Raw genomic sequence first — 26,409 nt, 5'->3', positions numbered from 1 at the left:
AGCGCTATGGACCTGACGATTCAACACTTTATTGCGCTTGCGCCGCTGCTGATCACCACGGTCACCGTCGTTGCGGTGATGCTGGCGATCGCTTGGCGGCGCAACCATTCGCAAACCTTCCTGCTCTCGTGCGCGGGGCTGAACCTGGCGCTGCTATCCATCCTGCCGGTGCTCAAGCTCACGCCCATCACCGTCACGCCGCTGCTGCAGGTGGACAATTTCGCCGCGCTGTACATGGCGCTGATCCTGGTGGCCACGCTGGCCTGCGTGACCCTGGCCCACGCCTACCTGGGCGATGGTTCCTCGGGCTACCCGGGCAACCGCGAAGAGCTTTACCTGCTGATCCTGATGGCAGCCCTGGGTGGCTTGGTACTGGTCTGCGCGCAGCACCTTGCCGGTCTGTTCATCGGCCTGGAGCTGCTGTCGGTGCCGACCTACGGGTTGATCGCCTACGCCTTCTTCAACAAGCGCTCGCTGGAAGGCGGCATCAAGTACATGGTGCTGTCGGCCGCAGGTTCGGCGTTCCTGCTGTTCGGCATGGCGCTGCTGTACGCCGATGCCGGTAGCTTGAGCTTCTCGGGCATCGGCCTGGCGCTGGCCGCCACCGGCGTGCCGAGTGCGCTGGCGCAGTTGGGCCTGGCCATGATGCTGGTTGGCCTGGCGTTCAAACTGTCGCTGGTGCCCTTCCACCTGTGGACGCCGGACGTGTACGAAGGCGCCCCTGCGCCTGTCGCCGCTTTTCTGGCCACGGCCAGCAAGGTCGCGGTGTTCGCCGTGGTGGTGCGCCTGTTCCAGCTCTCGCCAGCCGCCAGCAGTGGTGTGCTCAGCGATGTGCTGGCGGTGATTGCAGTGGCGTCGATCCTGATCGGCAACCTGCTGGCGGTGACCCAGAGCAACCTCAAGCGCCTGCTGGGTTACTCCTCCATCGCCCACTTCGGTTACCTGTTGATCGCGCTGGTTGCCAGCAAGGGCCTGGCCCTGGAAGCCATTGGCGTCTATCTGGTGACCTACGTGATCACCAGCCTGGGTGCGTTCGGCGTGATCACCCTGATGTCGTCGCCCTACAACGGGCGCGACGCCGACGCGCTGTACGAATACCGCGGCCTGTTTTGGCGCCGTCCGTACCTCACCGCCGTGCTGACCGTGATGATGCTGTCGCTGGCCGGTATTCCGCTGACGGCCGGTTTCATCGGCAAGTTCTACATCATCGCCACGGGCGTCGAATCGCAGCTGTGGTGGCTCACCGGTGCGCTGGTGATCGGTAGCGCCATCGGTGTCTTCTACTACCTGCGGGTGATGGTGACTCTGTACCTGATGGAGAAAAACCTGCGCCGCACCGATGCCCCGCTGAAGTGGGAACAGCGCACCGGTGGCGTGATGCTGCTGGCGATCGCGGTGCTGGCATTCCTCCTAGGTGTGTACCCGCAACCGCTGCTGGAGCTGGTGCAACATGCCGGTTTCCAGTTGGGTTCGGTGGTGGTGAAAGGCTGAAAACTGGCTGCATGAAAAAACCCGCTTCGGCGGGTTTTTTTCTGGGTGTCAGTGGGGGCCTCTTGGCGAGCTCTCTGCCCGCGAAGAGGCCCCCAAGCCAAACACTAAACCGCCCACCACCGCGGAAACAGACTCTTGACCCGCGCCTCGGCAAAGCGGTCATCGATCAGCACCACCACCCCCCGATCTTCCTGACCACGAATCACCCTGCCCGCCGCCTGCACCACCTTGCACAGCCCAGGATAAAGATAGGTGTAGTCATACCCCGCACCGAACAGCGCGTTCATGCGCCCTTTGATCTGCTCGTTCACCGGATTGAACTGGGCCAACCCCAAGGTCGCGATAAAGGCCCCGATCAAGCGATCGCCCGGCAAATCGATGCCCTCTCCGAACGCCCCACCCAGCACCGCAAAGCCCACGCCCTGGCTGGTGGCGGTGAAACGGGCGAGAAACGCCCGCCGTGCGCTTTCATCCATCTTGCGTGCCTGAGCCCATTGCTCGATGTCGGGATAACGCTCGGCCAGCAAGGCCTCGACCTGTTGCAGATAGTCGAAGCTGCTGAAAAACGCCAGGTAGTTGCCCGGTTGCGCCTGATACTGCCTGGCGATCAACTCCACGATAGGGCCCAGCGACGCCTGGCGATGGTTGAAGCGCGTGGAAATGTCGTCGACGATGCGCACCTCCAACTGATCGGCACTGAACGGTGACTGCACATCGATCCAGGCGTGGTCCTTGGGCAGGCCGAGCAGGTCGGCGTAATAGCGCCGCGGGCTGAGCGTGGCCGAAAACAGGACGGTGCTGCGGGCCGCAGCGATCCGCGGTCCGAGCAAGGGCGCCGGAACGATGTTGCGCAGGCACAACTGCGACTGCACACGCTTGCCGGGCGCATCGCGGCGACTAACGTCGAACACATAGTGCTCGTCGAAAAGCTCGGCGACACGGGTGAACTGCAGCGCCTGAAAATAGAAGTCCAGCAACTGCGGATCGATGCCCTGGGGCTGGGCGTTCATCTCGTCGCCAATCAGGCTGATGCAGCGCAGCAGCGTGAGGATCAGTTTGTCCGGCAAGCGCGTGTGCGCCTGATACGGCGCGACTTGATCAGCGTGCAGCGCATTCCATTCGCGGTTCAGGCGCTGCAGCGGACTCTTGAGTTTGGCGGGCGGCGACACGCGCACGGCTTGCAGCGTGCGCTGGTCGAGGGTGGCGCTGTACATGCCGCGCGCCCGGTCGACCAGATTGTGGGATTCATCGACCAGCACCGCCAGGCGCCATTGACGCTCCTGCGCCAGGCCGAACAGCAAGGCATTGAGGTCGAAGTAATAGTTGTAGTCGCCAATGACGATGTCGGCCCAGCGCGCCAGTTCCTGGCTCAGGTAATACGGACAGATCTGATGCGCCAGGGCCGTCTGACGCACTTGGGCCTGATCGAGAATCTGCAGGCGTACCGCGTCTTCGCGTGCCGCGGGCAGACGGTCATAGAAACCCTTGGCCAGCGGGCAGGATTCGCCGTGACAGGCTTTGTCCGGGTGCTCGCAGGCCTTGTCCCGCGAGACCATTTCCAGCGTGCGCAGCGGCAGGCCCGGCTGGCGATGCAGCTGCGCCACGGCCTCCAGGGCCAAGGCGCGGCCGGGGCTCTTGGCGCTGAGGAAGAAGATCTTGTCCAGTTGCTGCGGGACCATCGCCTTGAGTAACGGAAACAGGGTCGCCAGCGTCTTGCCGATACCAGTGGTGGCCTGAGCCATGAGGCAGCGCCCGGTGCTGACCGCCTTGTACACGGTCTCCGCCAACTCGCGCTGGCCGACGCGAAAGTCGGCATGGGGGAAGGTCAAGGCGCGCAAGGCCGCGTCCCGCTCGGCGCTGCGGGCCAGTTCCTGACGCGCCCAGTTCAGGAAGCGCGAGCACAGACGTTCGAAATGCGCTTCCAGGTCCTGCGCCTGACAATGTTGGCTGAATACCGTCTGCTTGTCGTAGTCGACATCGAAATACACCAGGGCCACATCCATGCGCGTCAGCTGCAATTGCTGGCACATCAGCCAGGCATAGACCTTGGCTTGGGCCCAATGCAGTTGGCGATGGTTGTCGGGCTGCAGATCGAGGTCGCCGCGGTGGGTCTTGATCTCTTCCAGGCGGTTGAGCGCCGGGTCGTAGCCGTCGGCACGGCCGCGCACCAGCAATTCGTGGTACTGACCGCTGAGGGTGACTTCGCTCTGGTAGCCGGCATCGCGGCCCTGGGTAACCCGGCGGTGGCCAAGCATGCCTTCCTGAGCCGACGGCGACGGCGTGAAGCGCAAGTCCAGGTCGCCGACCTTGGCCGTGAACTCGCATAAGGCCCGGACGGCCACGGTATAGCTCACGCGGGCTGTCCTGCCCACTCCACGTAGCAGACCTGCACCGGCAATCCATGGCGAGCGCAGAACTCCAGCCAGCGCAGCTGGTTGTCCTGCAAGCGATCGCCCGGCCCTTTGACCTCGATCATCAGGTAGCGACCCTCGGCCGGCCAGAACTGGATGAGATCCGGCATGCCGGTGCGGTTGGCCTTGACGTCTTCCAGGACGCGGTCGAAACAATGCTTGAGGTGCTGCGCCGGAATGCAGCCCAGCGCCAGCTCCAGCAAGGTTTCGTCGAGCATGCCCCAGTGTACGAAGGGTGACTGCAGGCCCCGCTTCTCCTGCCAGGTCTGGCGGATGGTGTGCTTGTAGCGGCCGTCGTCCAGCTCACCCAGGCACGCGTCGAACAGCGCGCTGCGGCGCTGACGGAAGTCGGGCTGGTGAAGGTCGGCCGGGCCGTTCTGGAACGGGTGGAAAAACGCGCCGGGCAACGGCGCGAAAATCGCCTTCCAGCACAGCAGGCCGAACAGGGCATTGAACAGGGTGTTCTCGACGTAATGCACGGGAGCGTCTTCGCTGTGCAGCGAGGCCGCCACACGGCGCTCGACGCTCAGGCGCTGCTCGCACAGCACCAACGTCATGTCCAGACGCGCGACCTTGGCGGCCTGACGCTTGGGTTCGGCAGGCAACCCCAGGTGTCGACGCAGGCGCGGCAACATCCGTGGCAATTGCTGCGCCTCGGCGGGATTCAGCGGCGCCAGGGTGGCCTGCTCGGCCAGCGCCAGCGCTTCGGCGAAGTCGCCGCACAGTTCGAGCACGCGAATGATCCGCGCCCGGGCCTGGGCGAACTCGCAGCTGCGGTATACCACCAGGGCCTGCTGCAGGTCCTGCTGGCGCTCGCAGGCATATCCCAGCCGGAACAACAGCTTCTGGCGACGGCTCTGCAGCCATGATTTGTCGGTGGTCACCGCCAGCAACTGCCGGTGAATCTCTTCACACGGCAAACCGGCTTCGATGGCTTCGCTGCAGGCATGCAGGGCCAACCCCGCCGCCACGTCGTCACGATGGGTCAGGCCCCGAGATGCGGGCGCCAGTTGCACCGACTCGTAACGATAGACGCCCAGGTCCGCCAGCACGAACTCGGTCCAGCCCTGATGCAGGTTACCGAAGAACAGCAACCGCAGGCGATCGCAGAGCGCCTGCACGGTCAGGCAGTACAAGGTATCGGCCAACGTCGGGCACCAGGCGGCGAAAGGCTGCGCCGGCCACTCCTGCTCGGCGAGGGCCAGCAGCAGTTGCGGCTTGGGCAACGACGGCTTGGCAAGATGGGCCGAAAAACAGGCGACGATTTCCGGCTTGAGCAGCACCTCGCCCACCTGCTCCAGGGTCAAGGGTGCCTGATCCATCAGATAACCACTGGCCAGCAACGGCTCGGCGGCCTGCTTCGGGCAACCGATCTCGGCGTAGTCGAGGCGACTGGCGCGAAACATTTCGCCCTTGCGCATGATCATGCGCACCAACAGCGCCTGTGACGGCTGCGGCAGCGTCTCGAAACACTGGATGAAACCCAGCTCCTCGGCGTCCAGCACGTCCAGGTAGCGTTGTTCGAGCCACGCCAGCACGCGACGGAAATTGGCCAGGTAGTAGAAAGGGTCTTCAAGCGGTGCAAATGCCACGTTGTCGCCAAACCAGAGTCGTAAAAGCCACTGGTTATACATACAGAAAAAAGCCAAGGCAATCGGAAATGGACCGATGGCGCCCTACACTGCGTGAGCCTCCAGCGCCAGTGCAAGCGCCTTGGCGCAGCGCTCCCACTGAGCCATCGAGTGTCCGCAACCATTGAGGCGCAAGTGCTGATGGCAATGGCCCTGCAGGCTGAAAACATCCCCGGGGGCGATCAGCAACCGCTGTCTGCGCAGGTCTTCGAAGACGTTGCGCATATCGACCGGGTAGCGCGAGCGCGCCCATATGCACGCCCCGCCTTCGGTCTTTGCCAACTGCAACCGCTCGTCCAGATGCTTGCGCAGGATTGCGGTGAAGGCCACGACCTGGTCGCGTAGCGATTCGCGCTGCGGGCTCAGACAGTCATCGTAGCCGCCGCCGCTGATGAATCGCGCCAGCACTTTCTGTCGCAGCGGCGGCGCTACCGTCGCGCGTTGCAGGCAGTACTGTTGCAAGCGGCCCTGCCATTGGCGCGACAGCAGGTAGGCGAAAGGTGCCTCGGCGCCTAAAAGATGCTGTAGCGACCCGAAGATCAGCAGACGTTGCGGTGCCACCAGTTCGCGAAAGCGCAACGCTGCCTCGAAACACAGGTCGCCCTCGGTATCGTCCTCGGCCACCCATACTCCATGCCGTTCCAACAAGCTGGCAATGGCGCGCTTGTCGGGGTCATCGATGGCGGTACCGTGAGGCGCATGAAAAGACGCGCCGAGCACCATCAGGCGGACTTGCCGGCCCACAAGCACCTCCTGCAACCGCTGCATCGGCACCCTGCCCTGCGCATCGAGCGCCAGCTCCACCACTCGCGCACCCGCCTGCTGCAAGGTCCGCAGAATGCGCCAGGCGCACGGCACCAGCACAACGACGACTGCACCTTGTAGTTGCATCGCCGTCCAGGTCATGTGCAACACGCTCAGCAGATCGCTGCCGATGTAGACATCGTCGGCGCACCAGTGGTGCTCAAGGCAACGGGTATAGCGGGCCGCCAGGGCGTGGCGCAGCTCCAGCTCGCCACAGGGCTGCACGGTACTGCCCAGCCCAGCGGGATAACGCCTGGCCAACTCGACCTCGAAGCGCAGCACCGTTTTCAACGCGTCGGCTCTGGGCGCAGGTGCGGCTCGACTGAACACCTCCATGTTGGACTGGCAGGCACCGGCAAGGACGCGCTGGAGTAGATCGGGACTGGCCAGCGCCGGTCCGAACGCCGTTGAGCCACGGGCGTAATAGCCGGATTTGGCCACCGGCTCGATGCGCCCTTCGGCCTCGAGCAGCCCATAGGCGGCCTGCACTGTAGAAACGGAAACATCCAGCGTACGCCCCAATACCCGCAAGGACGGCAACTTGATGCGCGCCCCAGGCTCGATCCCGTCGATCAGGCGCAACAGATAGCGGTAGACACCTTGGTAAGCGAACGCGCCGGCCTTGTCCTTGGCAGCGCCGTTCATGACAACCTGGGCCTCTGGTAGAGGCGCTGCAGCGTCGCCAGTGGCAGGCCGCTGACCGACTCCAGCCACTGCACGACCTGCGCAGGCACCTTGGACCCACGCAACCCCTGATGCAGGTAAGGCGCAGTCACTTGCATGCCGGGATGGCATGCCGCCAGGAATGCCTCCAGACGTGCCCCGCGGTCATTGAACGGAGCGTATACGGCGCAGCTCACCTGGGCCGAGTCCATTCCATACCAGGTGCACAGACGAGCTTGCATCTGTTCTGCAGCATCGCGTGGCAGCGCTCGGGATGAAAGGTGCACCGACTCTGCCGGACCCGGCACCACACGTGCGATGGAATCGCGAAACGCATCCAGCCCCTGCTCGAAGCTGCCAACGTGCAACTGTTGGTTGCGCAGGCCCCCCAGGTAAGCCAACCACACCATTAGCGGGTAGCGGGTTTCCCGTTGATCGAACAGCGCCTGCACTGGCTGGCAGCCCAGAAAGTGACACAGCGCTTCGTCTCCAGCCACCAGGTCGCCGAGCAGGTCATGTGCACCCAGCAAATGCACACCGGCGGGCAGATCTATCCGTTGTCCGCGGGTCATGGCCTCAACGCCAGCATCGACGAGCTGCAGGCAATCGCTCGCTTGCCAATGATGACGCGAGACTCGCGCCCCGCCCGCGCGGCGCCTTTCGCGCAGAGCCCACGCGACGAAGCGCTGGCGTTGCAACAGGGGTTGATCGAGCACGATGGCGTCGGCCGACGCCCGATAGCCCAGCAAGCGCTGGTACATCCTAGCCATCGCGCGATACCCATGCTGCTGAAATGCTGCTGGCACCAAGGTGTCGAGTTCATGGGCAACGCCCAGCATTTCCGTGCGCAGGTTCAGGCGCCGTTGGTTGACGCTGGCATGACGGTATTCATAGGGCTGCAGTGTTTCGTCATCGAAGGCCAGCAGTTCGAAGCGCGGATCATCGTGCAGAAACAACGCGTTGCAGACCCTCTGCACATTGCTGTTGCGGGCATCGTCGAGCAGGGCCTGACTGCCGACCGCGGCGCGGATGAAAAAGGTCGGTTGGTTGCGGGCAGCCAAGGTCAGTTGCGCGGCTCGCAACAACGCCAGGTTGCAGTTGCCAGCGGTACTGCCGCAGAGCCTGTAGACGATTCGATAGCTGCCCAGACGCTGCGCCCCTCCGGCGGCCGTCATCAGCCGCTGGATCAATGGCTGAACCGCCATGCGCCGGGCGGGCGAAAAGGACCCCAGCAAACGTGACAGCACCTGCTGGTAAACATGATTCATGGCTTGCTGGTGCATTGCGCTCATGGGTGGTTTCCGAGTTCTGGCCAGGAACCCGCCGGAAGACTGCCACGCTTCGAACCGCGCTTGCCAAGCCCCGGAGACGGGCATAGAGCGCGCATTATGAAGAGCCGCCTTTCGATTAAAAGATACAGAAAGTCGGCAAAAGGCAGTGCAGATCAGCAGGGCACGGCAAGGCCGCACAAGCCTCATGAGGCGCTTGTACCGGCGTCGAGCGCAATCGGATGGATCTGAAAAAAGGAAGCGAAAGGTCTTACAAACCAGCGTGAATCAGAGGAAAAACACCAGGAAAACACGGCGCCCCAGGCAGGACGCCGCTTCGACAGGTTACAGCTGCAACGCGATGCGCCCGCCGCAAGGGCATTCGTCCATGGCCTTGTGCGCCTCGACGAACTCATCGAACGGATACACCTTGGCAACCTGCGGTACCAGTACCCGATCAGCCGTCATCTGGTTGATATCACGCAACGCGCGCTGCAACGCCTCGGCATCCTGGATGATGCCCAGTTCCGGCTTGCCGAGGAAGTTGCCCAGGCAATGCACATGGAACTGGATGTTCTTCTGGAACGCGGCACAGGCCGGGAACGGTGTCTGGTTGCCCCCCTGCAGGCCATACAGGATCAGGCTGCCACGGGGTGCCAACACGTCTCCCAAGACCGACATCTGCGGCCCGCCCAGGCCATCGAGCACCATGTCCACACCGCGGTTGCCGGTGAACTTATCGATCTGCATGAGCAGATCCTGCTCCTCGGTCACCACCACCTTCTCGGCGCCCAGCGACAGCAGGTAGTCGCGCTCGGCGGGATTGCGCGTGGCCGCCACCACCTTCAGGCCCAGCGCCTTGCCCAACTGCACGAACGAAGGTCCGGCACAGTGGCTGGCATCGGTCACCAAAGCGGTCTGCCCTGGCTTGGCACGGGCGAGTTCGGCGTACGCGAAATACGCGATCAGCAACGGCGTGTAATGCACCGCCGCCTCGATTGGCGAAAGGATGTCCGGGTAGCGCGTCAGGGCCGTGGCCGGCAGCAGGATCGCCTCGCCATAGACCGGGTATTCGTTGGGGCTCTGCGCCGGAAAGCTGGCAACCTTGTCGCCGACCGCGAAACCTTCGACACCCTCGCCCACCGCGGTCACCACGCCCGCCATCTCCTGCCCGAGGCCCGCCGGCAAGCGTGCTTGCGACGGCGCCAAATTCTGCCGCCAGAGCACGTCATACCAGCTGATACCGATCGCCTCGACACGGACCTGAACTTCGCCCGGAGCGGGCGATGCCACTGCGTGCTCTTCGCACGTCAAGACTTGCGCCGGGCCAAATTTATGAAAACGGATCGTGCGGGACATCGCAAACCTCGCCTTGTAAACCTCTAATGCCCTGAACTTTATCTGGGCATTCGCGCATAAGCTATCAGCGCCTGTTAATAGTCGACATGCTCGCCATCGATTCGACCCAGCGACCGCTCTGCGGCGCGGGCATGAGGATGGCCCAAACCGAAATTTTCCGGTGCAGGGTAGCAGCCTTTGCCCTTAATATTCACGCCTGCACCTCTTCTTCATGTTCCAGCGGGCCTATAGATGAACCGTAACGACCTGCGTCGCGTCGACCTGAACCTGTTGATCGTGTTCGAAACCCTGATGCATGAACGCAGTGTCACCCGCGCTGCCGAAAAGCTCTTTCTCGGCCAGCCGGCCATCAGCGCCGCGCTGTCACGCCTGCGCGGATTGTTCGACGACCCCCTGTTCGTGCGCACCGGACGCAGCATGGAACCCTCGGCGCGGGCCATGGAGATCTTTGCCCTGCTCTCGCCGGCGCTGGACTCCATCTCCACGGCCGTCAGCCGCGCCGCCGAGTTCGACCCGGCCACCAGCACCGCGGTGTTCCGCATCGGCCTGTCCGACGACGTCGAGTTCGCCCTGCTGCCCATGCTGCTCAAGCGCATCCGGGCCGAAGCGCCGGGCATCGTGCTGGTGATCCGCCGCGCCAACTACATCCTCATGCCGGCCCTGCTCGCCTCCGGGGAAATCTCCATCGGCGTCAGCTACACCGACGACTTGCCGGCCAACGCCAAACGCAAGGTGCTGCGACGCAACCGCCCCATGCTGCTGCGCGCCGACACCAAGCCGGGCAACCTGACCCTCGACGAGTTCTGCGCCCGCCCCCACGCGCTGGTGTCGTTCGCCGGCGACCTGAGCGGCTTCATCGACGAAGAACTGAAGAAACACGGCCGCACCCGTCACGTGGTGCTCGCCGTCCCGCAATTCAATGGCCTGAGCACCCTGCTCGCCGGCACCGACATCGTCGCCACCGTGCCTGACTACACCGCCGACTCCCTCACCGCCGCCGGCGGCGTGCGCGCAGAGCCGCTGCCGCTGGACACGCCTTCGTTCGAGCTGCATCTGGCTTGGCGGGGGTCGCAGGATAATGATCCGGGGGAGCGGTGGTTGAGGTCGCGGATTCAGATGTTTTTTGGGGATCCGGATAGTCTTTAGTCACAGTGATTAGAGTCGCGCAAATCATTGCAGGTGAATCAGGCGTCCTGAAGAATCAAGTCGGCGCCCTTCTCCGCCACCATCAGCACTGCTGCATGCGTATTGCCGCTGGTCACGTTGGGAAAAATCGACGCGTCAACGATACGCAAACCGTCCAAACCATGAACTTTTAGCCGCTTGTCCACCACGGTTTTTTGTTCATCCGGGCCCATCGCGCACGAGCCGCACAGATGGTAGATCGAACCGCTGTTCTCGCGAAAGTACTGCAACATCTGCTCGTCGCTTTCGACCGCAGGCCCTGGCAGCACCTCTGCGATGGTGATGCCTTTGAGTGCCGGCGCCTGCATGATTTTGCGCATGAGCCGGCTGCCCTGGATAACCTCATCAATGTCCTTTTGCGTACTGAGATAATTCGGGTCGATCAGCGCAGCATCGCGTGGGTTGTTGGATTTGATTTCGATGTGCCCACGGCTGGTCGGCCGGCACGGATTGAAGCACAGCAGAAAGCCTGAATACGGCTCGGGCTTGAGACTAGCCTTGTTGTTTTTTGGAATCTGATAAGACAGAGGATTGAAATACAGTTGCAGGTTCGGATGGTCCTGCGCTGCGTTGCCGCGGAAAAAACCACCCGCCTGATTGACGCTCATCGCCAGTGCGCCCTTGCGGGTCAGCAGGTATTTGAAACCGAGTTTGAACTGACCGAACAGCGAGCCGAGCTGATCATTCAACGTCGGGATGTTGGCCTTGTAGTAATAGCTGGCGCACAGGTGATCCTGCAGGTTCTGCCCTACCGCTGGCAGGTGTTTGACCAGCGGAATCTGATATTTGGCCATAAGCGCCTGATCGGCGACACCGGACAATTGCAGAATCTTCGGCGTGTCGACGGCACCGGCGCATAAGATCACTTCCTTGCAGGCCGTGAAGGTGCGGACTACGCCGTGCTGGGTCACTGAAATCCCGGTCGCCCGCTTGCCATCAAACAGCACGCGATCCACCAACGCGTAATGCTCAACCGTCAGGTTCGGTCGGCTGAGTGCTGGGTGCAAATGCGCAAAGCTGCTGGAGCTGCGCTGGCCATCCTTGGTGTTAACGTCATAGATGCCCGAGCCTTCGAATTTAGGGCCATTGAAATCGTCACTATGCGGATAGCCAAGTTCATCGCAGCCCTGGAGGAACACATCGCAGATCGGATGGGTCTGGCCTTTCATCGGGGTGATGCTGATCGGGCCGCTTGCACCGTGGTATTCGGTGTCGCCCAATGGGTGGTTTTCCAGTTTGCGGAAATACGGCAGGACGTCCTTGAAACCCCAGCCATCATTGCCGTTGCTCGCCCAGTCGTCGAAGTCATGAGGCTGGCCACGGACGTAAATCATTGCATTGATGGAGCCCGAACCGCCCTGGACCTTGCCGCGCGGGGCATAGATTTCGCGGTTGTCGAGCTGCTTTTGCGGCTGGCTATAGTACATCCAGTTGAAGGTCGGGTTGTAATACATCTTGGCAAAGCCGACCGGTATCTTGAACCACAGGGAACTGTCCTTGCCGCCCGCTTCCAGCAGCAACACCGTGTAGTTGCCGCAGGCCGATAGCCGGTTGGCGAGGATGCAGCCGGCTGCGCCGGCGCCAGCGATGATGTAGTCGTATGTCATGTAAGTCGTTGTCCAAATAAACCGTCAGGCGCTCCCACAAGGGCGCGGAACCACTTTCGTCAGCCTCTGGCCGGCGATGTGTCTTTGACGTCTGCCGGGGCCGGCGCCATTTGCAGGTGCAAACGCTCACCGGTATAGGGCGAATGCCTGCGCACCACGTCCATGTTCAGCTCCACCCCAAGGCCCGGCTCGGTGGAAGGTACGATGTAGCCGTCCTCCCATTGCAGCGGCTTGGTCAGGACTTCGGCGTGGAAACCGCCCCAGGTCATGATGCTTTCCTGGATGAGGAAATTCGGGGTGCAGGTTGCCAACTGGAAACTCGCTGCCGCGCCAATCGGCCCGTTATAAAGATGCGGTGCGATCTGCGCGTAATAGGCCTCGGCCATGCTCGCGATCTTTTTTGCCTCCAATAGCCCGCCGCAGCGGGCGACGTTCATTTGTAGAATCGACGCTCCGCCGGCCTGCAACAGCTTGAAGAATTCGTACTTGGTGGTCAGCCGCTCGCCCGTAGCAATCGGAATGGTGGTCTTGGCCGCGACTTGCGCCATCGCCTCCTCCTGCCCCGGCGGCACCGGTTCTTCAAACCACAACGGGTCGTACTTCTCCAAACGCTTGGCAAGGCGAATCGCTGAGGACGGGACCATTTGCCCGTGGGTGCCGAACAACAGGTCGCACTTGTCGCCCACCGCTTCGCGGATCTTGCGGCAGAAGGTTTCGCAGCGCTCCAGCACCTCCAGTGAAATCTGGTGCCCGGAATAGGCGGTATAGGGGCCGGCGGGATCGAACTTCACGGCAGTGAAGCCTTTGCTCATGTTCTCTAAAGCGCATTCGGCGGCCAGGTCCGGATCGTCATAGTCGTACTCGCCCAGGCTGTTGACCGGGTACAAATAGGTGTAGGAACGCAGGCGCTCGTTGACCTTGCCACCGAGCAATTCGTAGACCGGTTTGTTCGCCGCTTTGCCGATGATGTCCCAGCAGGCCATCTCCAGGCCGCTGACCACACCCATCATGGTCAGGTCCGGGCGCTGGGTGAAACCGCTCGAATAGGCCTGGCGAAAAAAGCGTTCGATGTGGTGCGGGTCGTGGTTGAGCAAGTAGCGTTCAAACACGTCTTCGATGATCGGCAGCATGGCTTTAGGGCCGAAGGTGGCGGCGTAGATTTCGCCGACACCTTCAATGCCGCAATCGGTCTTGAGCTTGACGAACAGCCAGTACATGCCGCCGATGTGCGGTGGCGGGACGGCAACAATGTGGGTTTCAAGAGCGACGATTTTCATCTCAGGCACCTGTTTCATCTAAAGATTGACGATTGATACGCGCGCGCAAGGTCAGGGCCGCGAGGGTCCCGATCAGGCCGACGGAGGCGATGTAGCCGAAATACAGCTTGTAACCAACGGCGCCGGGGAAGTGCTCGGTAAGGTAGCCGTTGATCAAGGGAATGAAGGCGTCCGGCAGGTAACCCACCACCGAGACAATGCCGATGGCCAGGCCAGTGATGCGCAGCGGAATGTTGCAGGTGTCGAGGATGGCCCAGTACAAACCGCGAATCGCATAAGTCATCAGACCAATGAAAATCACCGTACCTATCAGCAGACCCATGCTGTTGAGCGCCGGGAACACGATCAAGCCGAGCATCGCCAACGTCGCGAGAAACAGCGCCACGATCAGCACCGAAATGTTCGAGAACCTGTCACCGAGCCAGCCACCGCCGATACCGCCAATCGGGCGCATCCACAATTTGATGGTGGTGATGGTGCCGGCCATGACCGCCGTCATGCCGCCGCCCTGCAAATAATCGGAAAAGCTGTAGGTGGCCCAGAAGATGTGATAACCGCAGAACACGATGGTCGTCACCAACCACAGCTCCGGGATTTTCACCAGCATGGTCAGATCGCTAAGGAGGTTGTACTTGCCCTTCTCCACTGGCGCGGTGTCTTGCATCGACTTCGGGTCCTCGATCAGCACCAGCACACAGCCGATCGCGATACAGGTGAAGGCGTACAGGTAAACCACGTGTTTGAAACCTTCTGCGGCGGACTCGCCACGCGTTTCAGTGGCGAACGCGAACAGCCCTAGGGCGACAGTCGCGAGCAAAGCTTCGACCAGGCCGCGACCGCCGTCGAGAATGCCGAAAAACCGCCCCTGTTCAGTGTGATGTGCAATCATCTTCACCCGCTTGAGCACCGAGGCCCAGAACGTCAGGCCGGTGGTCAAACCCCAGCAACCGAAGATGATCATCAAACTGCTCATCGATGGTGCCGTGGAGTACCAAAGCCCCAATACTCCGGTGGCCACCAGTGAAAAGAAGATCAGGAAACGTGGCGCAATCCGGTCCGCGAGCCACCCACTCGGTAAGTAGCTAAGCAAGAAAATCGTGCCAAGCATCGAGTACAGATAACCGAGCTGGCTATGGTTGATCTGGAACACTTCGAGCATGGTGGTCTGGTAGACCTGGCGCAGGTACAGGATCGGGTAGATAGCCCCGGCGGCCAGTACCAGCAGCATCAACTGGACGTAGCGACTTCCCGTGTCACTATGGCTTTTTGCATCCGTGCTCGGACCCTGAACAGCGGCAACAGTGGTTGCAGACTTGGACATCTGTGAGACCTCGGGCAGCCCGGTAGTCCAGGCGCCCCAATAATTGTTTTTATAGGTATGGCGAGAGGCGTGTCTGGGTGGATTAGTACTTCATCACCACAAGTCGGGTCTGGGTAAATTCGAGCATGCCGTGCTTGCCGTCATCACCGCCCAGGCCGGAACGTTTCCATCCGGCGTGGAAACCCTGGTAGGGGTCGGCCGGGGTCCGGTTGATGTACAACTCGCCGGCTTCGATAGCATTGGCGACTTTCAGGGTGGTCCGGTAGTTCTCGGTGTACAGTACCGACGACAGGCCGAACTGATGGTCGTTGGCCATGGCCAGCGCTTCGTCGATGTCGCGGTACTTGAGCACGGGCAGAACCGGGCCGAAGATTTCTTCCTGGATAATTTCCATGTCCTGGCGACAGTTGCTCAACAGCGTCGGCGGGTAAAAATGGCCGTTGCCCTCTGGAATGAAACCGCCGGTTTCCAGTACGGCCCCATCGGCGACAGCGCGCTCGACCATGGCATGGATGTTTTGCTGCGAGCTTGCGTTGACCAGCGGCCCCATCAGGCTGGCGTCGATGGCACGGTCGCCAAACTTCACCATGCTGATTTTGCTTTTAAGTAACGCAAGGAAGTGTTCGTAGACACGTTCCTGCACATAGACGCGCTCCACCGCCGTGCACAACTGGCCACAGTGGGTAGTCTTGGACGCGACGATTGCGCTGGCGGCGGCTTCAAGGTCGGCGTCGGCTTCGATGATCGCTGGTGTTTTACCACCCAGCTCCAGGGAAGGCTTGGCGATATTGGCTTTGCAATAATCGAGCACGATACGCCCGGCGTTGACGCTGCCGGTCAAGGTGATCAAACCGACGACCTTGTGGGTACATACGGTTGCGGCGGTGGCATGGTCCATGGTCAGGATATTGATCACGCCGGCGGGTAGACCGGATTGCTGCGCCGCCTTGGCGATTTCAAACGCCGAGATCGGGGTGTTATTGCTCGGGCGCACCACCACGGTGTTGCCGGCAATCAGTGCTGGGGCGATTTTGCGCAACAAGGTGTAGACCGGATAGTTGAACGGAATCAGGCAGGCGACCACACCAATCGGCTCGCGGTGCAGGAAAAGGTTCTCGTTCGGTGTGTCGCTGGGAATGATTTCGCCTTCGATGCGTCGCGCCCACTCGGCATGGTAACGGGTGATTTGGGCGGCATAACGGGCTTCGTTGCTGGCGTCGCTGACACTTTTGCCGGACTCGGCGGCCAGTGCGGCACCAATGCTCTCGGCGCACGCTTCCAAGGCGTCGGCGAATGAACGCAGATGCTCGGCGCGTTCGATGCTGGTGAGCTTGCCCCAGCGTTTCTGGGCCACGGCGGCAGCCTCGACAGCTGCCGTAGCTTCGGTACCGGTGGCGGCAGAAACCTGACCGACCAAGGCTTCGCTCGCTGGGTTATAGACTGCAATCAGCGCATCGCTGGCAGGCTCAATGAAGTGACCGTTTACAAAGTTTCGCTCAAGTCGCATGTGCATCGCCCATCGTTGTTTTTATCCAGTCCCCGCAGTCTTGGCATCCTGAGGGGGTTGAACAAACGATTTATAGAGCGGCGTAACATTCAAAAAATGCAGGTTACGCGGGAAAGAATCAAATTTCCCGTGAGGGTTAGGGGTCAGCTGGCGGCGGTGGAGGGTTCGAGCTGCCTCTGCGCCAACCAGATTTCCTCCTGCAACCACTGGCTGAACACCTGCAATTGCGGCATCAACGTCTGCTCCGGCCGAGTCACCAACCAGTAGGATTGATGCCCTTCCACATGCACGTTCAGTACCTGGGTCAACTGCCCGCTGGCCAGCTCCGGGGCAACCATGTGCCAGTCGGCAATGGTGATGCCCAAGCCGTCAGTGGCCGCACGAATCGCCAGGTCCAGCAGGTCGAATTCATAGCCTCCCTGGGTATCCACGCCGCTGATTTTCGCTGCGTCGAGCCAGTGTTTCCATGTTAGGTAACGCTGATCTTCCCTGGCCAACACATGCAGCAAGGTCAGGCGATTGAGGTCGATTCCGCCCTCGCTCGCCTCCCGCGTATACAAGGACGACGCGCACACCGCAATGTGCCGTTCCTGGAGCAGCAGCGAGCTATCCAGCCCATCCCATTCGCCATCACCAAAGCGGATCGCGCAGTCCAGGGTGCTGGTTTCCGCCAGGCTGTCCTGCAAACGCGTGGTGATGCTCAGCTCCAATTCGGGGTGCTTCTCACGCAGCCGTCCTAGGCGCGGCATCAACCAGCGGCTGGTGAAGGTTGGCGGTGCGTTGATGTGCAGGCGATTGGCGTGGGATTTCTGCTGGATGCTACGCACCGTCAGCTCGATTTTGTCGAAGGATTGATGCAACGCCCGCAGCAACACCCGGCCGGCGCTGGTCAGTTCAAGGTGGTGATGCCGGCGCTCCAGCAGATTCTCGCCGAGCTGTTCTTCGAGCTGGCGCACCTGGCGGCTGACGGCACTTTGCGTGACGTTGAGCAGCTCTGCCGCCCGGGTAAAACTGCCGGTACTACCGGCCACTTCGAAGGCCTTGAGCGCATTGAGCGCGGGCATTTTGCGTTTCATGAACAGTACTCGCGCTGGGGCTAACGAGCCACAAGCATCCCACGGCTTGCGGAAAATTTCCTGAGTAACATGCATTTTTGTTTTGTGCAGGACAATCGCTCTGGTCGGGCATCAATCGCCTGTGGCGAGGGAGCTCGCTCCCGCTGGGCTGCGAAGCGGCCCCAAAACCTGCGACTTCAGTGAACCAGACATACCACCATCGACTGGATGGCGGCTGCTTCGCAGCCGAACGGGAGAGAGCTCCCTCGCCACAAGTAATTGGCAATACTCAATGACGTCGCTTTCAGCCCCGCCACTGTCGCTGACGTATAAATAGCATGAGTATTCCACAGCACACTCACGACTATTAAGCACTGGCTGTTTTATTTATATAGGCGCTAGTCTTACTCAATTAGATACCCGCCTAAGTTAACGCACTCACATAGGGCAGCTCTTGCACCTACGCCCCATTTCATAGCAATTAAACTGACCGAGCCAACCCCATGCCAAACAACACACACTCACCCACAAGAAGTATTGTTTTATTGGCGCTTATCTTTACCGCGTGTAACGCCACCACCCACGGCTTCAGTATCTTCCTTTATTCGGCCTTATTACCCCAGATCCGCCAGGTGTTCGGGCTGAGCTACAGCCAGGCCGCGTTCATCGCGGCGCTGCTGCAACTGTTCTACATGGGGGCGTCCATTGTCAGCGGCATCGCCGCGGCGTGGATCAGCCCGCGCAACATGGTAAAGCTGACGATGGCCTTGAGCCCGGCGCTGCTTGCCTTGGCGGTCGCCACCCCGTGGGTGCTGCCGTTCGCGCTATGCCTGGCACTGGTCTCGGCCTGCGCCGTGTCGAACTGGAACGCCATCGCCGCACTGGTCGGCGAAGTGATCCCCGCTTCTCATCGCAGCCGCGTGCTGGGCCTGGCGTCGTCTGGGGCGGCGTTCGCGATCTGTCTTAACGGTCTGCTGATCGCCCTGTTGCAGGGCATCTCGTTGCGGTACTTCTGGCTGATGTGCGCCGGGCTGACCTTGGCTGTCACGCTGCTGACCTTTTGGGCCTTGGCGCCGTTGGCAACAGGCCAACACATCAAGCAAAGCAGCGCGCCGTCGCTACGCCGGGTACTCACACGATGGGTGAACCTGTGCCTGGAATACCCGGTGGCGTCGCACATACTATTGCTCAGCGCTTTCATAGGCGGGATCAGCGGTCCCTTCCTTAATTTCCTCTCGGCGTTTGCCAGCGAACGGCTGGGCGCCAACGCGCAGATCACCGGGTCACTGTGGACACTGATCGGAATCGGCGGGGTCGTTGGCGGTTTGTTGCTGGGCGCGTTGGCGGATCGCTGGGGGGCATTGAGGGTGATGGCATTGAGCATCAGCGCCTTCGGCCTGGCAATGCTCGCACTACTCTGGCAACCGAGCCTGAACTTGACCTGGCTGGCGGCCGGGCTGTTCGCGCTGTTCTATTTCCCGGTCTGGGGCCTGATGGCCGCCTACCTTAGCGCACGCTTGAGCCCCGTACAAAGCCTGCAAGTGGTGAGCCTGAGCATGGTCGGTTATGGCTTGGGCAGCGCCACCGCGAACTGGCTGTGCGGCTGGCTGCTGCAGGCCACCGGGCAGTTTGGCCTGGTGCACGGCTGGATCGTATGCTGGGTCACCGCCAGCCTGTTATTGCTGCGGCTGATGGCCCGCCGTCAACGCTGTGAGCCGACGCTCGGCCAACCACTCTGAACGGCCCAACCGGCTCGAAAGAATGTCCACCAGAGCCTCCACCGCCCGCGTCTCACACTGAGTCGAACGCCAGAACATCAACCGCGCCGGCTCAATCGGCGGAAAGCCCTGAGCCGCGTCCAGCACCTGCCAACCCGCCGGCACCAGACGCCGCGCCGTGACACCGACCGACTGGCCCTGTTCGATGGCAATCCCAATACCACGTGGGCTCTGGCTGGTGTAAACCACATGCCACGCCCGCCCGGCCTCGGCCAGCGCCCGCACGACGTTGGCTCGAAAGGCGCAGCCCTCGGCATAAACGGCCAATGGCACTGATGCATCCGGACCTGCGCGCCAGCCCTCAGCCGCCACCCACACCAGGGGCTCGTCGCACAGATATTCACCCGATTGCAGATTGGCGTGTTGCACACCCAGTACCAGGTCCAGTTCACCGCGCTGCAATCGGCTGACCAGCGCCGTCGACATCTCGCAACAAATGTCCGGCCGAATCTGCGGGAACTGCGCCTGAAAGTCGCGCAACAGTCCAGCCAGACAAAACTGAGCGTAGTCCTCGGGCATGCCGACGCGAATGAGCGGTTGCTCATCGGTCAGTTGCACGGCATTGATCGCATCGGCGTGCAGCTTGAGAATCTGCCGCGCATAGATGAGAAATGTCTCGCCGCCGGGTGTCAGGCTCACCGAGCGACTAGTGCGCTGAACCAACGGCGCGCCGACGATCTCTTCCAGGCGCTGCAAATTCTGGCTGATGGTCGATTGGGTTTTGTGCAGGCGCTCGGCCGCCGCAGAAAATCCGTGGCACTCGATAATCGCGACAAACACCTTCAGTAAGCTTCCATCCAGTTCGCCTGACATAACTATCGCCCCTGCCGATGGATTCGATCACAACTTGTAATTTCCACTTCGCACCTCTTTAAGTAACTATCGATTCAACGCCAAACACTGTTAATTGATAGTTTCAGGAGACTTGCATGAGCCTTCAACTTGCCGACGCCGAAGTGGGCGATATCAGCGACATTATTAATACCGAGTTGTACCCCATACATGATTCGGGCCATGTCCGCTTGCAGGCGCTGATCGAACACGCCCGTGCCGAACTGGCAGAGGACGGTTGCTGCCTGCTGAAGAATTTCCTGCGGCCCGAGGCGCTGGAACAGGCGCGTACCGAGGGTCAGGCGCTGTCGGGCAAGACCTTTTATTCGGTGCGCAAGGTCAACGCCTACTTCACCGAAGACGACCCCGCCCTGCCCCAGGATGACCCGCGCCGCACATTCATGGAGCGCACCAGCGGTTTTGTCACGCGGGACATGATTGCCCCGGACGCAATCATTCATCGCCTGTACGTTTCGCCGATGATGAAGCGCTTTATCGGTGCCTGCCTCAACGAGCCGGAGATTTTCGAATACGCCGACCCGTTCGCTGGGCTGGTGATCAACGTGATGCCCGAAGGCACCGAGCAGCCCTGGCACTTCGATACCAACGAATTCATCGTCAGCATGATGACCCAGAAGCCCGAGGCTGGCGGCCTGTTCGAGTACGCGCCGATGATCCGCACGCGCACCCAGGAAAACCTCGGCGCCGTCGGCAACGTAGTACGCGGCGACGACCGCAGCCGCGTGCAGGAACTGGAACTCAACCCCGGCGACTTGCAGATCTTCAAGGGTCGCTTTTCAGTGCACCGGGTAACCCGGGTCGAGGGCGCCACCGAGCGCAATACTGCCATCTTCGCCTACTCCGAAAAGCCCGGAATCATCGGTCGTGCCCAGCGCACCAAGCAGCTTTACGGACGCCTGTCCGAAGCCCACCTGCAAGCCGAACGCAACCTGGTGCGCAGCGACCAGTTGCTCGACTGATTCATGCCAAAAAAAACTTGGAAAACACCAACCGTATTTGCCCTGCGAGGAACACCCCATGAGTCTGTCCGGCCCTAACCGAAACCCCACCGACTGCGAACCGACGTACGACGAGATCCAGCAGATCCAGCTCGACCGTTTGCAACGGGTGCGCAACGAACTGAAAAAGCGTGACTACGCCGCGTGCGTTCTGTTCGACCCGACCCATATGCGCTACGCCACCGGTTCGCGCAACATGCAAGTGTACTCAGCGCGAAATCCGGCACGTTACGCCTTCATCCCGGCAGAAGGCCCGGTCGTGGTCTTCGAATTCGGCGGTTGTCTGCACCTGGCAGAACAGCTCAACACCGTCGACGAAGTGCGCCCGGCCAAAGCCATCTCCTATTACTTCTGCGACAGCTTCCTCAATAACGTCACCGCCGAATGGGCAGCAGAAATCGGTGAGCTGGTGCGCCAGCACGGCGGCGGCAACAACCGCGTCGCCATCGAAAGCGCGACTTCAGCCGCTGCGTTCGAACTGCAAAAACTCGGCTACCAGATCTTCGACGCCCAGGAACCGCTGGAGCGAGCACGCTGCATCAAAGTGCCTAACGAGCTGAAGATGATCCGCGCCAGTCTGCGTGCCACCGAGGCCGGTGTGCGCTTGATGGAAAGCAAGCTGGTGCCTGGCATCAGCGAAAACGAACTGTGGTCGCACCTGCACCAGCACGTGATCGCCACCGACGGCGACTACGTCGAAACCCGCCTGTTGTCCTCCGGCCCGCGCACCAATCCGTGGTTCCAGGAATGCAGCACACGGCCTATCGAAGCCGGTGACCTGGTCGCGCTGGACACCGATGTAGTCGGGCGTTTCGGCTACTACGCCGACTTCTCGCGAACGTTCCTTTGTGGCGAACAGGCCGCCACCGCCAAGCAACAGGAGCTGTACAAACTAGCCTACGAACAAGTGCAGACCAACATGGAAATGCTCAAGGCTGGTCGCAGCTTCAAGGAATACGCCGAGCTGGCCTGGCGAATTCCCGACAACTACAAGGCCAACCGTTATTTCGCACTGGCCCACGGCGTTGGCATGACCGGTGAATACCCCTACGTGGTGCACCGCGAAGACATTGACGCGCTGGGTTACGACGGGGTGTTCGAAGCCGGCATGACCATCTGCGTGGAAAGCTATATCGGCCACGATGCAGGCGGTGAAGGGGTCAAGCTCGAAGAGCAGATCTACATCCACGAAAACGGCATCGAACTGCTCTCGGACTACCCATTCGACTCGCGCCTGATGCCGCTCTGAGTTGCCCGGACGGCGTCTTCACTGCCTTCGACACCGTCCGTTTTCCCCCTTACTCCCACCCGGAACAAGGGGCGCTCGATATCACCGCGCAGTGTTTCCTACCCGCGCTTTCCCCGTCCGGCCTGTCTAGCTCAAGCGGCAGCCTTTCTTACGGTCAGTAACATGCATTTAGCGAACGTTTCAGCGTTGAATTTATCGTTTGTCGATCGTTGCGCAGATGACAAAACTGCGGGCATCTCTAATAAAAACAACATGAGAGCAGCCCTATGTCATACCCAGCCTCCGTCCTTCTGATCTCGTTGTGCCTTGCTCTACTGCCGGCTTCACACCTGTCACGCCTGCGCCTTCGCGCTTCCGGCCACTGACAGTCTCGGTTCATGGAACCGACCGTGTCTGCCGCTCGCCCCACTTGCGGCTAGTCGAAAAACGCACTTTTGCACGCTATCGGAGAGGCATATGAAAGACTTAACGACACTGGACGGCAGCCTGCCGCATCCAGCAGTGAATAACCTGTGCACCCAAGTCAAAAATGGCGAGATCAATCGTCGCCAATTCTTGCGTACTGCCGCGCTGCTGGGCATCACCGCCGCCAGCGCCAGCAGTTTCCTCGGTTCCGCACTGTTCGGTAATTCGACCTACGCCGCTGACGCGGTAACGCCGCGCCAGGGCGGCAGCCTGCGCTTTGCCTGTGCCATCCAAGAAATCCAGGACCCGATGCTGATCACCTGGATCGAAGCCTCGAACCTGCTGCGCAACTCCCTGGAATTCCTGACCTGGGTCGATGCGGACAACATCACACACCCCTACCTGGCCGAGAGCTGGAGCCCTTCCGATGACCTGAAAACCTGGACCTTCAACCTGCGCCAGGACGTGAAGTGGAGCAACGGCGACACCTTCACCGTCGAGGACGTGCAGCACAACATCGAGCGCTGGATTGCCGCCGATTCCAAGTCGGTCAACCGCACCGCGTTCCAGGACATTGAGGCCTTTGAGAAAGTCACCGACTTCCAATTCCGCCTGGTGCTCAAGCGACCGATGCTGGCCATTCCGGAAATGCTCAACGCCTTCACCTGTGCCATCGTCCACCGCCGCTTCAAGGCGGGTAGCGACTGGGCGAAAAACCCGCTGGGCACCGGGCCGTTCAAACTTGTCTCCTTTGCCGTGAACAAACAGGCGACCTTCGCCAAGCGCGCCGACTACTGGCGCAAACCGGCCAACCTCGACGAGTTGCGCTACGTCGACATGGGCACCGACATCTCCACCCAGCTTGCGGCATTGCAGGCTGGGCAAGTCGATGTGCTGTACCGGGTGACAGTGGCCGAACTGGATCTGGCGAAACGTTTGCCCGGCGCGCAGTTACTCACCTGCAAGTCGGCGCAAACCGTGGTGATGCGTATGGCCTGCGACCAGAAACCGTTCGACGACGTGCGCATTCGCAAAGCCGTGGTGCTCTGCGCCGACAACGCGCAGATGCTGAAAATCGCCTATCGCGGCATGGGCACACTGGGTGAAGACCACCACGTCGCGCCGTCGCACCCGGAATACTTCCCACTGCCCAAACGTGCGCGGGACGTGGCGGCTGCGAAGAAACTGCTCACCGAAGCCGGCCACCCAAACGGCATCGACATCGACTTGATCGTCGGCAACACCCAGGGTCGCTACGAACAGGATTGCGCGCAGATCCTGCAGCAAAACTGCGCCGAGGCCGGCATTCGCATCAACCTCAAAGTGATCCCGGCCACGCAATACTGGCCGATCTGGGACAAGGCCGCGTTCAGCCTCACCTACTGGGCGCACCGCCCGCTCGGCGTGATGTCGCTGGAACTGGCCTACCGCAGCGGCGCGTCCTGGAACGAAAGCCACTACAGCGACCCGGCGTTCGATGCCGCGCTGGACACCGCCATGGGCATCATCGATCCCAAACAACGAGCCGTGGCCATGCAAAGCGCCGAGCAGATCCTGCAGGATGCCTGCGTCATGGTCCAGCCGTTCTGGGGCGACAAGTTCACCGCGGCCAGCAAGAAAGTCCAAGGCTTTGAGGTTCACCCATCGGACTTCTACCCCATGGATCAAGTCTGGCTGAGCGCCTGATTCAAGCGCCCCGAACGCGGTCGCCCGCTTCGTGCGTCGGCCGCCATCTATTGACTAGCCGGAGCGTGCGAGCATGGCTGAATTTCTATTGCGCAAGTTATTAGCGCTTGCGGCAACCTTGTTGTCGGTGTCGGTGATTGTGTTCCTGGCGCTGGAACTGAACATTGAGGACGTTGCGATCAACGTCCTCGGTCCCTACTCCGCTGCCGACCAGCGCGCGGCATGGCTGGCGGAACACGGTTACAACCAAACCTTCATCTGGCGCTACCTGGTGTGGTTAAAGGATTTTCTCAGCGGCGACTGGGGCACCTCGGTGCATTTTCGTGAGCCGGTGATTGACCTGCTGCTGCCAAACCTGGGGCAAACATTGATCCTCTCTGGGTTGGCGTTGGCAGTAATGGTGCCGGTGGCGTTGACCCTCGGCATCCTTGCCGGGATTCGCCAGGGCTCGGCGGTAGATCGCCTGGTGTCATTCCTGTCGATTGTCACCACCTCGATTCCAGACTTCGCCAGTGCGGTGTTTGTCTCGGCGATCTTCGTGTTCTGGCTTAACTGGCTGCCGGGCGTGAGCAGCATGAGCGACGGCTTCAACCCAGTGGAACTGGCGCTGCCACTGATGGTGCTGTGCCTGTTCGGCATCGGGTATCTGGCGCGGATCACGCGGGCCTCGATGGTCGAAGTGATGCAAGCACCGTACATTCGCACCGCCCGTCTCAAAGGTGCGTCGACCTCACGCATCGTATTGCGCCATGCGCTGCGTAACGTCCTGATCGCGCCCATCACTGTGATCATGCTGTACATCCCTTGGTTGCTATCGAATGTGATCGTGGTCGAGGTGTTCTTCGCCTACAAGGGCTTCGGTTCCCTGCTGTATACCGCGTCGCTGAATCATGATGTTTATCTGATCGAAGCCTGCGCGATGATCAGCGGCATCGTGGTTGGCGCGACCAAGATATTCTCAGACCTGGCCTACACCTGGCTCAACCCACGCATAACGTTGCGCAGTCTTGGTGGAGGTGGCCAATGAACGTCTTCCATTCGTTCAAACACCCTTTGGCGTTACTCGGTCTGCTATTGGTTGGCGGCTGGGTGCTGATGGCGCTGTTCGCACCGTGGCTGGTGCCCCACGATCCACTGGAGAGTTTTACCCCGCTGCTGACGCCTATGACGCCGGATGGCGACGGCCTGCGCTTTCTGCTGGGCACCGACATGATTGGCCGGGACATTCTCTCGCGGCTGATCTGGGGCACGCGCACCGTGTTGTTCTGGTCGATCCTGGCGACGCTGACCGCATTCGCCGTCGGCATCGCCATGGGCTTGTGCGCCGGTTACTTCAATGGCTGGGTCGATGGGTTGCTGTCCTATGTCGCTGACACCGTGCTGTCCTTTCCAGTGCTGGTGTTGTACATCGTGATCATCATCGCCCTCGGTGCTTCGGCACTGAACATTCTGATTGCGGTGACCTTCACCAGCGCCCCGGCGATCTTCAGGATCATGCGCGCACTGACCATCGACATACGCTCGCGCGATTACGTGCTCAGCGCCATCACCCAGGGCGAAGGATCGCTGCGGATCATGCTAGTGGAAATCCTGCCCAATTGCGGCGGCCCGTTGATCGTCGATTTCTGCCTGCGCATCGGCTACACCGCGATCATGATCGGCGCCCTCGGTTTCCTCGGTCTTGGCCTGCCGCCGCCCACCCCGGACTGGGGCGGCATGATTAACGAGGGGCGCAGCATGGCCATCGCTTTCCCGCATCTGGTGATCTTCCCGTGCATTGCCATCTCCACCCTGATGCTGGGCCTGAGCCTGTTGGCGGACGGTCTGGACGAACACGCCCAAAAAGGCGCAAGGAGTTGAGC

The 26,409-nt window shown here is 61.1% G+C and carries 19 protein-coding genes; 8 read left to right on the top strand and 11 right to left on the bottom strand.

Annotation, left to right across the window (positions count from 1 at the left end):
- The first annotated feature begins 6 nt into the window (after positions 1-6).
- The gene (nuoN, locus tag BLV18_RS08895; RefSeq protein ID WP_056842486.1) at positions 7-1,491 is read left to right on the top strand and encodes an NADH-quinone oxidoreductase subunit NuoN; all 1,485 of its coding nucleotides are present in this window, start codon (positions 7-9) and stop codon (positions 1,489-1,491) included.
- A gap of 104 nt (positions 1,492-1,595) precedes the next feature.
- Here nuoN and BLV18_RS08890 read toward each other — a convergent pair whose 3' ends face one another.
- The 5 genes from BLV18_RS08890 to BLV18_RS08875 form a co-directional block, all read right to left on the bottom strand.
- A complete protein-coding gene (locus tag BLV18_RS08890; protein WP_090357842.1) occupies positions 1,596-3,845 on the bottom strand; it encodes an ATP-dependent DNA helicase in 2,250 nt (749 codons plus the stop codon).
- Positions 3,842-5,536, bottom strand: a complete 1,695-nt coding sequence (locus BLV18_RS08885; RefSeq protein ID WP_090357839.1) for a VRR-NUC domain-containing protein — start codon at positions 5,534-5,536, stop codon at positions 3,842-3,844. Before BLV18_RS08885 ends, BLV18_RS08890 begins: the two co-directional genes overlap by 4 nt.
- Positions 5,537-5,578: 42 nt before the next feature.
- Entirely contained in the window at positions 5,579-6,982 is a 1,404-nt protein-coding gene (locus BLV18_RS08880) for an aminotransferase class I/II-fold pyridoxal phosphate-dependent enzyme (protein ID WP_167375921.1), read from the bottom strand.
- Positions 6,979-8,292, bottom strand: coding sequence for a hypothetical protein (locus tag BLV18_RS22335; RefSeq protein ID WP_167375920.1), 1,314 nt, complete (start codon positions 8,290-8,292; stop codon positions 6,979-6,981). The genes BLV18_RS08880 and BLV18_RS22335 overlap by 4 nt, the downstream gene beginning before the upstream one ends.
- 321 nt (positions 8,293-8,613) lie before the next feature.
- Positions 8,614-9,627 (bottom strand): zinc-dependent alcohol dehydrogenase family protein, encoded by a 1,014-nt coding sequence (locus BLV18_RS08875; protein ID WP_090357833.1) that lies wholly within the window; start codon positions 9,625-9,627, stop codon positions 8,614-8,616.
- Positions 9,628-9,858: 231 nt separating this feature from the next.
- On the opposite strand from BLV18_RS08875, the gene BLV18_RS08870 reads away from it, so the two are divergent.
- On the top strand, positions 9,859-10,773 hold the full coding sequence (locus BLV18_RS08870; RefSeq protein WP_049860081.1) for a LysR family transcriptional regulator: 915 nt from the start codon (positions 9,859-9,861) through the stop codon (positions 10,771-10,773).
- A gap of 38 nt (positions 10,774-10,811) precedes the next feature.
- Here the strand turns inward: BLV18_RS08870 and BLV18_RS08865 are convergent, their stop codons facing one another.
- From BLV18_RS08865 to BLV18_RS08845, 5 genes are all read right to left on the bottom strand, one after another.
- Positions 10,812-12,419, bottom strand: coding sequence for a GMC family oxidoreductase (locus BLV18_RS08865; protein WP_090357830.1), 1,608 nt, complete (start codon positions 12,417-12,419; stop codon positions 10,812-10,814).
- Between the two features lie 59 nt (positions 12,420-12,478).
- Positions 12,479-13,696, bottom strand: a complete 1,218-nt coding sequence (locus BLV18_RS08860) for a mandelate racemase/muconate lactonizing enzyme family protein (protein ID WP_090357828.1) — start codon at positions 13,694-13,696, stop codon at positions 12,479-12,481.
- A gap of 1 nt (position 13,697) precedes the next feature.
- Complete coding sequence (locus BLV18_RS08855; RefSeq protein WP_090357825.1) at positions 13,698-15,017, bottom strand: MFS transporter; 1,320 nt, start codon at positions 15,015-15,017, stop codon at positions 13,698-13,700.
- Between the two features lie 82 nt (positions 15,018-15,099).
- Positions 15,100-16,524, bottom strand: a complete 1,425-nt coding sequence (aldA, locus tag BLV18_RS08850) for an aldehyde dehydrogenase (RefSeq protein WP_090362148.1) — start codon at positions 16,522-16,524, stop codon at positions 15,100-15,102.
- A gap of 143 nt (positions 16,525-16,667) precedes the next feature.
- Complete coding sequence (locus BLV18_RS08845; protein ID WP_064054664.1) at positions 16,668-17,600, bottom strand: LysR substrate-binding domain-containing protein; 933 nt, start codon at positions 17,598-17,600, stop codon at positions 16,668-16,670.
- Positions 17,601-18,082: 482 nt separating this feature from the next.
- Between BLV18_RS08845 and BLV18_RS08840 the strand changes: the two genes are divergently transcribed.
- Positions 18,083-19,318 (top strand): MFS transporter, encoded by a 1,236-nt coding sequence (locus BLV18_RS08840; RefSeq protein WP_090357823.1) that lies wholly within the window; start codon positions 18,083-18,085, stop codon positions 19,316-19,318.
- On the opposite strand, the gene BLV18_RS08835 is transcribed toward BLV18_RS08840, so the two are convergent.
- Complete coding sequence (locus BLV18_RS08835) at positions 19,256-20,137, bottom strand: LysR family transcriptional regulator (RefSeq protein WP_244156828.1); 882 nt, start codon at positions 20,135-20,137, stop codon at positions 19,256-19,258. The two genes, BLV18_RS08840 and BLV18_RS08835, sit on opposite strands and share 63 nt — an antisense overlap.
- A 149-nt stretch (positions 20,138-20,286) precedes the next feature.
- Here BLV18_RS08835 and BLV18_RS08830 point away from each other — a divergent pair, with 149 nt between their 5' ends.
- From BLV18_RS08830 to BLV18_RS08810, 5 genes are all read left to right on the top strand, one after another.
- The gene (locus BLV18_RS08830) at positions 20,287-21,168 is read left to right on the top strand and encodes a HalD/BesD family halogenase (RefSeq protein ID WP_090357819.1); all 882 of its coding nucleotides are present in this window, start codon (positions 20,287-20,289) and stop codon (positions 21,166-21,168) included.
- A 58-nt stretch (positions 21,169-21,226) separates the two neighbouring features.
- Positions 21,227-22,456, top strand: a complete 1,230-nt coding sequence (locus BLV18_RS08825; protein WP_090357817.1) for a M24 family metallopeptidase — start codon at positions 21,227-21,229, stop codon at positions 22,454-22,456.
- A 456-nt stretch (positions 22,457-22,912) separates the two neighbouring features.
- Entirely contained in the window at positions 22,913-24,547 is a 1,635-nt protein-coding gene (locus BLV18_RS08820) for an ABC transporter substrate-binding protein (RefSeq protein ID WP_090357814.1), read from the top strand.
- Between the two features lie 73 nt (positions 24,548-24,620).
- Positions 24,621-25,574, top strand: coding sequence for an ABC transporter permease (locus tag BLV18_RS08815; protein ID WP_090357812.1), 954 nt, complete (start codon positions 24,621-24,623; stop codon positions 25,572-25,574).
- Positions 25,571-26,407: an ABC transporter permease gene (locus BLV18_RS08810; RefSeq protein ID WP_090357810.1), complete on the top strand. Its 837-nt coding sequence runs from the start codon at positions 25,571-25,573 to the stop codon at positions 26,405-26,407. The genes BLV18_RS08815 and BLV18_RS08810 overlap by 4 nt, the downstream gene beginning before the upstream one ends.
- The last annotated feature ends 2 nt before the right edge of the window (positions 26,408-26,409 follow it).

Origin of the sequence: Pseudomonas coleopterorum (genome assembly GCF_900105555.1) — a bacterium.
Lineage (GTDB): Bacteria > Pseudomonadota > Gammaproteobacteria > Pseudomonadales > Pseudomonadaceae > Aquipseudomonas > Aquipseudomonas coleopterorum.
This window is presented reverse-complemented; position numbering and strand designations above follow the sequence as displayed.

Excerpts from the sequence above, each read along its gene's own strand:
- BLV18_RS08845 (WP_064054664.1), bottom strand. The coding sequence starts at position 17,600 with ATGAAACGCAAAATGCCCGCGCTCAATGCGCTCAAGGCCTTCGAAGTG.
- BLV18_RS22335 (WP_167375920.1), bottom strand. The coding sequence starts at position 8,292 with ATGAGCGCAATGCACCAGCAAGCCATGAATCATGTTTACCAGCAGGTG.
- BLV18_RS08840 (WP_090357823.1), top strand. The coding sequence starts at position 18,083 with ATGCCAAACAACACACACTCACCCACAAGAAGTATTGTTTTATTGGCG.
- BLV18_RS08810 (WP_090357810.1), top strand. The coding sequence starts at position 25,571 with ATGAACGTCTTCCATTCGTTCAAACACCCTTTGGCGTTACTCGGTCTG.
- BLV18_RS08880 (WP_167375921.1), bottom strand. The coding sequence starts at position 6,982 with ATGAACGGCGCTGCCAAGGACAAGGCCGGCGCGTTCGCTTACCAAGGT.
- BLV18_RS08865 (WP_090357830.1), bottom strand. The coding sequence starts at position 12,419 with ATGACATACGACTACATCATCGCTGGCGCCGGCGCAGCCGGCTGCATC.
- BLV18_RS08885 (WP_090357839.1), bottom strand. The coding sequence starts at position 5,536 with ATGTATAACCAGTGGCTTTTACGACTCTGGTTTGGCGACAACGTGGCA.
- BLV18_RS08860 (WP_090357828.1), bottom strand. The coding sequence starts at position 13,696 with ATGAAAATCGTCGCTCTTGAAACCCACATTGTTGCCGTCCCGCCACCG.
- BLV18_RS08820 (WP_090357814.1), top strand. The coding sequence starts at position 22,913 with ATGAAAGACTTAACGACACTGGACGGCAGCCTGCCGCATCCAGCAGTG.
- BLV18_RS08870 (WP_049860081.1), top strand. The coding sequence starts at position 9,859 with ATGAACCGTAACGACCTGCGTCGCGTCGACCTGAACCTGTTGATCGTG.
- BLV18_RS08875 (WP_090357833.1), bottom strand. The coding sequence starts at position 9,627 with ATGTCCCGCACGATCCGTTTTCATAAATTTGGCCCGGCGCAAGTCTTG.
- BLV18_RS08830 (WP_090357819.1), top strand. The coding sequence starts at position 20,287 with ATGAGCCTTCAACTTGCCGACGCCGAAGTGGGCGATATCAGCGACATT.
- BLV18_RS08825 (WP_090357817.1), top strand. The coding sequence starts at position 21,227 with ATGAGTCTGTCCGGCCCTAACCGAAACCCCACCGACTGCGAACCGACG.
- nuoN (WP_056842486.1), top strand. The coding sequence starts at position 7 with ATGGACCTGACGATTCAACACTTTATTGCGCTTGCGCCGCTGCTGATC.
- aldA (WP_090362148.1), bottom strand. The coding sequence starts at position 16,524 with ATGCGACTTGAGCGAAACTTTGTAAACGGTCACTTCATTGAGCCTGCC.
- BLV18_RS08815 (WP_090357812.1), top strand. The coding sequence starts at position 24,621 with ATGGCTGAATTTCTATTGCGCAAGTTATTAGCGCTTGCGGCAACCTTG.
- BLV18_RS08855 (WP_090357825.1), bottom strand. The coding sequence starts at position 15,017 with ATGTCCAAGTCTGCAACCACTGTTGCCGCTGTTCAGGGTCCGAGCACG.